The organism is Crenothrix polyspora (assembly GCF_900163755.1).
Lineage (GTDB): Bacteria > Pseudomonadota > Gammaproteobacteria > Methylococcales > Methylomonadaceae > Crenothrix > Crenothrix polyspora.
This window is the reverse complement of record NZ_FUKI01000021.1, coordinates 1-5,198: the sequence shown is the minus strand read 5'-3', so window position 1 is coordinate 5,198 and position 5,198 is coordinate 1. Positions and strand designations below refer to the sequence as shown.

Below are 5,198 nucleotides of genomic sequence, written 5' to 3'. Positions count from 1 at the left end.
TGTAGCTAACGTGTACTAATTGCCCGTGAGGCTTGACCATATAACACCCAATGGGTTTTGTGTGTTGAAGTATCAAAGACTATCGCAAGTCAGACCATGAAGTTACAGATTTCCAGAAGCAAATTTAAGACAGCCTTCAGGGGTAAACTTAGATTTGTTGTATGACAGTCAGTTGAAACAGCACTGACTACACCAGTTTGCTTGGTGACCATAGCGAATGTGAACCACCCGATCCCATCCCGAACTCGGAAGTGAAACCGTTTAGCGCCGATGATAGTGTGGCAGTTTGCCATGCGAAAGTAGGGAATTGCCAAGCTCTTAATTAAAAAACCCAAGTCAATGGCTTGGGTTTTTTTTTGCATTTTTTATTGAAATGAATCAGAAATCCTGTTGTTTAAAACGATGAATCAAGCGGCGGTCTTTTTTATTGGGTTTTTGATCAGTGCCGAAATCAAAAAATTCTCGGTTTTCACGCTGTTGTGCGATTTGTTGTTGACGCTTTTGATGGCTCTCAAGGCTTTCTTCATAAAGGAGTGCGGCCTCTTTGGCAGCATAGCGCTGGCCTGATACTGCAAGTACAGTAATATCCCATTTATAGCCGTTATGACTGATAGAAATAATTACGCCGATTTTTACTTCTTTGCTGGGCTTTGTACGGTGGCTGTTAATATGCACCTTACCGCCTGTGATGGCTTCAGCAGCTAGGCTGCGGGTTTTAAAAAACCGCGCAGCCCATAACCATTTATCTAAGCGTACCGTATTAAACGCCGCAGGCATGTGCGGAGACCACGGGTCTTTTTAAGCCACGCGGCAGTGAAAATACGACTTTTTCTTCTATACCCTGAATTTCAATTGCTGAAATTCCGCCCCATACCTTCAATTGATCAATTACTTCTTGTACTAATACTTCTGGTGCTGAAGCACCAGCGGTTACGCCGACAACGGCAACACCATCAAACCAGTGTTGTTGCATGTCATGAGCAGTATCAATCAAATAAGCCGGTTTACCCAGTTGTTCTGCAATTTCGCGCAAGCGATTGGAATTAGAGCTATTAACTGATCCTACGACTAAAATCACATCGGCAGTTTTGGCCATTTCAAACACTGCGTCTTGACGATTTTGGGTGGCATAACAAATATCGTCTTTTTTTAACCCTTCAATGACAGGGAAACGTGCTATTAGAGCATCTACCATGATTTTGGTATCGGTCATCGATAAAGTTGTTTGGGTAACGTAGCCCAGATTATCAGGGTTGTTGACCTTTAAATTTGCGACATCTTCAGGTGTTTCTACTAAGTAGATACCACCGTTTTTGGCAATTTTATCGTATTGTCCCATAGTGCCTTCCACTTCAGGGTGACCCGCATGACCAATCAACAATACTTCGCGATCGGCTTTTGCATGCTTGGCAACCTGTAAATGTACTTTGGTGACCAAAGGGCAGGTGGCATCAAACACGGTTAATTCACGGTCTTTAGCTTCTTGCTGTACTTGTTTAGAAACACCGTGAGCACTGAAGATTAAATACGAGCCAACGGGAACATCATTTAAATCTTCAACAAAAACAGCGCCTTTGGCTTTAAGTCCGTTGACTACAGTACGATTGTGAACAACTTCGTGGCGCACATAAATAGGTGCGCCAAAAGTTTCTAAGGCTTGATCGACAATTTCAATAGCGCGATCTACACCGGCACAAAATCCACGAGGGTTAGCGAGTACAATTTGCATAAGCTGATTTTTTAAGTAATTAAGATAAGGGTATTTTAACGTAACATCATTTCCGATACGATGATTCCATCAGCATCGGCGTATAAAAAATGAGGGGTTTTAAAATTAACACCGGCAAATGTTAGCGATAAATCACGATCACCGTGACCTCTTTTATGGCTTTGTAGCGGGTGGGTGTGCAAAGCGCGTATGCCCAGTGGTAATGCAGCAAGTTTTTCAGCGTGTCTAATACAGCCGTAAATAATAATACCTTTCCAGCCATTGGCAATGGCAATACTTGCCAATTCGTAATCTATTAATGCACACCGATGCGATCCTCCGCCATCGATAACCAACACGCGGTTTTCGACTTTTTCTTCCAGCACTGCGCGTATTAAAACATCATCCTCAAAGGTTTTAAGGGTGGTTATTTGCCCGCAAAAATTTATCTGACCACCGTATGGTTTAAATAAGGGTTCAACAATTTGAAAATAATCTTCTTTGGCATGGACATCACAAAGATCGGCGGTGCTAAATGAGTTATTCATGCAAGATCAAGTATTTTTAAGTGGCATTGTATAAGGTATATACTAGATGTTCGTGTTAAGCAACCTAAAAAAGGTATATGTATGTGGCTAATATTTTTTATCGTCGCTGTACTGTTTGTTTTGGGCAATGCACTCATTTTGTTGAGATCAGCAAATACGTCCAAACTACCCGATAATATTAAACCACAGCCTTATGATAATGATGATGCCGGTGGTTGGTAAATAGCGCTTAGACACGTAAGGTAAAGGTTACCGGGCCATCGTTCACTAAGGAAACCTGCATATCGGCACCAAATTCGCCAAATGCAACCTTGCTATGTTTGCTGTGTGCGTTGCGTTGCAGATAGTGAAATAAATAATGACCTAGTTCAGGTGCAGCCGCTGGCGTAAAGCTTGGCCGATTGCCGCTTTGGGTATCTGCTGCCAAGGTGAATTGCGGCACCAATAATAAGCCGCCGTCAACATCTCTTAAGCTCAAATTCATTTTGCCAGCCGCATCCGAAAAAATACGGTAATTAAGTATGCGCTCTAGCAGGCGATCAGCTTCTTTTTTGGTATCATTTTTTTCTACCGCCACCAGCGCCATAATGCCGGTATTGATATTACCGATATCTTGGTTATTAACAGTGACTTTAGCCGTGGTAACACGCTGAATAATGGTAATCATAAGGTCGGATAGTTTGTGAAACGTAACGGAATATGGTCTATCGAAGTAGCGAAAGCCCTATTATGCAAATTTCATCCAGGCTACTGATTGAAAAATTAGATCAACACCACATTATCGCGGTGTATCAGCTTCTTGTCATCCAAATAACGCAGAATAGCTTTAAATTCCGAGCTGTTTTTAACGGCAATTAATTGAGTTTCGGTTTTGCCTTAGGAACGCGCACGAAATAACTTGAGCAAGTTCATGCTTCGACAGGCTCAGCACGAACGGTGGTGGAGTTTAAGTTGTTCAAGTTATTTCATGCACGTTCCTTAATAGACCGACTCATGGTTCTTGTCGTTGTCGTTCTGCACCAATTTTTTTAATATCTCATAAACAAGTCTAACGTAATTTTCAAAGCGTATTACCGTCTTGTTGCCATAAATCCAAGCAATGCAATTTGATGGTCTCGTAAATAGTATCCAAAGGCAAATGGCTCAAGATTTTGTTATCAAAGGGTTTTTGTAGTTCAATACCTATCCGGTCTAAAGACAGCAAGGGATACGCGACTAGGAAAAAAATACCGACCGAATAAAGTCCCGTCTTTTCCAATAATGAAAACGGTAGTAATAACAAAAACATGAAGATAAACCGACGTATCTTTACCGCGTATACCAAGGGCATTGGGGTTTTTAAAATCCGCTCACACGCTCCCAGATGATCTATCAGTAAAACCCGTTGCCCTTCCAGTATGCTAAATTCAAAGCCGTCCAGTTCTAACCCGTTGGTATTAGGGTGGCCAGTGCGGGCTTTTTGTAGCAATGAGGCTATCTTGCTGGCAACAAACAGCGGCATATGTAGGGCGGATTGTAGCTCTGCCAATTCCAGTTCTGTCAGCACACCGATTAACGGTGTAAAGTTTTTGCTATTACGCAGGGACTCTTTGGTAGCAAAAGAAAAAGCAATGCTCCATTTAACCAATGCCTCGCGCCAAGCGTTATCCTGCGGCCCGTATTGCAAAGCGCCAATAATCAGGTTACGGGTTTGATTGGTGATGCCGTCCCATAATTTACGTGCTTCCCACCAGCGTTCGTAACCGGCATTGGTTCTAAACACCAAGACCATGCCTAATACCACGCCCGTATATTCAAAAGGTGTGACATCAAGCGATGGCAAAGGCCACCAGTAATGATCCAATACAACCAACAACAAAGGATAGCAACATAACAGCAACAATATGGGCAAAATTCGAGGCGTAACAGAACCACGCCACATCAGAGCTCCACGCAAAAAATTGTGAGGTTCGTCTTTATTAGTTATCAAATGCGCCATGCCCTTCATTAATAAAAAAACTCTGGTTGTTTTTTTACTTAACCACGACATGCGTTCCTAATGCCGCCAGGTAATCTGCATGGGCCTTAAATAAATTACTGGATGCTTCAATGGCCATAATAGCCGCATCACCACTGGCTAACTCACGCATATTAACAAATAAAATATTGCTTGCACCTAAATCAAAGCGTTCTTTCTCACCGTTTTCAAGCTCTTCTGCCGTCTTTTGTTGTTCTTTAATCAAACTTAACCGCTGACGCGCTGCAGCAAGACGTGATAAGGCATCTTTAATATCCGCCGCAATACGGTTTTCTGTTAAATTAGTTTCCAATTTTAAGCGCCGTAAATTGGCGGCAGCGGCTTGCGCTTTACCTTTGGCCGCACGCTGTTGTAAAGGGAAATCGAAATTTAAACCGACATACAGTTCATCACGATTTAGCCCTGTCTTGCCTTTACCATTATCGACTGAGCCAACCACAGACAAATCTATTGCAGGGGCTTGTTGGTTTTTTTGAAGTTCTAATTCCGTTTCAGTTTGTTCAGCTTGAACATCCAAACGTTTCAATTCGGGGCGTTGTGCTTGTGCATCCACCCACGCTTTGTGGTAATCGGCATCGACAACAGGCTCTTTGGGAAAGTCTTTGGGTAATTGCTCCGTTGTAGGCATTTGTGGCTCACCTTTTTCATCACGCCAATATAACGACAGTTGAATAGCACTCTGTTCGAGCATGCGTTGTGCGGTGACACGTCGTTCTTGGCGTTCAATAATGGCACGTTGATTATCCAATGCTTCAAATTGTGGAATATCACCAGCGGCTACCCGTTCTAAAATACCAGCATTACGTTCTTCGGCTATTTTCAATAGCTGCTCTGCAATCAGCAACCGTTGCCCCGCTAATACCGTAAGCGCGTAGCAAAACCATCTAAAATTTTTTTATCGGCCCTGATATCCTCCAGATTTTTT

Annotated in this window: 7 protein-coding genes and 1 rRNA gene; 2 read left to right on the top strand and 6 right to left on the bottom strand. The window is 42.7% G+C overall.

What is annotated here, in order from left to right; all coding sequences use genetic code 11:
* The first annotated feature begins 200 nt into the window (after positions 1 to 200).
* Positions 201 to 316 (top strand): 5S ribosomal RNA (gene rrf / locus CRENPOLYSF2_RS01595).
* A 62-nt stretch (positions 317 to 378) separates the two neighbouring features.
* Here the strand turns inward: rrf and CRENPOLYSF2_RS01590 are convergent.
* The 3 genes from CRENPOLYSF2_RS01590 to rraA are packed head-to-tail and all read right to left on the bottom strand — an operon-like array spanning position 379 to position 2,256.
* Positions 379 to 777, bottom strand: coding sequence for an RNA-binding S4 domain-containing protein (locus CRENPOLYSF2_RS01590; protein WP_087142222.1), 399 nt, complete (start codon positions 775 to 777; stop codon positions 379 to 381).
* On the bottom strand, positions 761 to 1,729 hold the full coding sequence (gene ispH / locus CRENPOLYSF2_RS01585; protein WP_087142221.1) for a 4-hydroxy-3-methylbut-2-enyl diphosphate reductase: 969 nt from the start codon (positions 1,727 to 1,729) through the stop codon (positions 761 to 763). Before ispH ends, CRENPOLYSF2_RS01590 begins: the two co-directional genes overlap by 17 nt.
* Positions 1,730 to 1,764: 35 nt before the next feature.
* Positions 1,765 to 2,256: a ribonuclease E activity regulator RraA gene (gene rraA / locus CRENPOLYSF2_RS01580; RefSeq protein WP_087142220.1), complete on the bottom strand. Its 492-nt coding sequence runs from the start codon at positions 2,254 to 2,256 to the stop codon at positions 1,765 to 1,767.
* 81 nt (positions 2,257 to 2,337) lie between these two features.
* Between rraA and CRENPOLYSF2_RS18700 the strand changes: the two genes are divergently transcribed.
* On the top strand, positions 2,338 to 2,478 hold the full coding sequence (locus tag CRENPOLYSF2_RS18700; protein ID WP_176370992.1) for a hypothetical protein: 141 nt from the start codon (positions 2,338 to 2,340) through the stop codon (positions 2,476 to 2,478).
* Between the two features lie 7 nt (positions 2,479 to 2,485).
* Here CRENPOLYSF2_RS18700 and dtd read toward each other — a convergent pair whose 3' ends face one another.
* The 3 genes from dtd to CRENPOLYSF2_RS01565 form a co-directional block, all read right to left on the bottom strand.
* On the bottom strand, positions 2,486 to 2,923 hold the full coding sequence (dtd, locus tag CRENPOLYSF2_RS01575) for a D-aminoacyl-tRNA deacylase (RefSeq protein ID WP_087142219.1): 438 nt from the start codon (positions 2,921 to 2,923) through the stop codon (positions 2,486 to 2,488).
* A 393-nt stretch (positions 2,924 to 3,316) separates the two neighbouring features.
* Entirely contained in the window at positions 3,317 to 4,285 is a 969-nt protein-coding gene (locus CRENPOLYSF2_RS01570) for a bestrophin family protein (protein ID WP_087142218.1), read from the bottom strand.
* Positions 4,269 to 5,096: a TolC family protein gene (locus CRENPOLYSF2_RS01565; RefSeq protein ID WP_245807853.1), complete on the bottom strand. Its 828-nt coding sequence runs from the start codon at positions 5,094 to 5,096 to the stop codon at positions 4,269 to 4,271. The genes CRENPOLYSF2_RS01570 and CRENPOLYSF2_RS01565 overlap by 17 nt, the downstream gene beginning before the upstream one ends.
* Positions 5,097 to 5,198 lie beyond the last annotated feature (102 nt).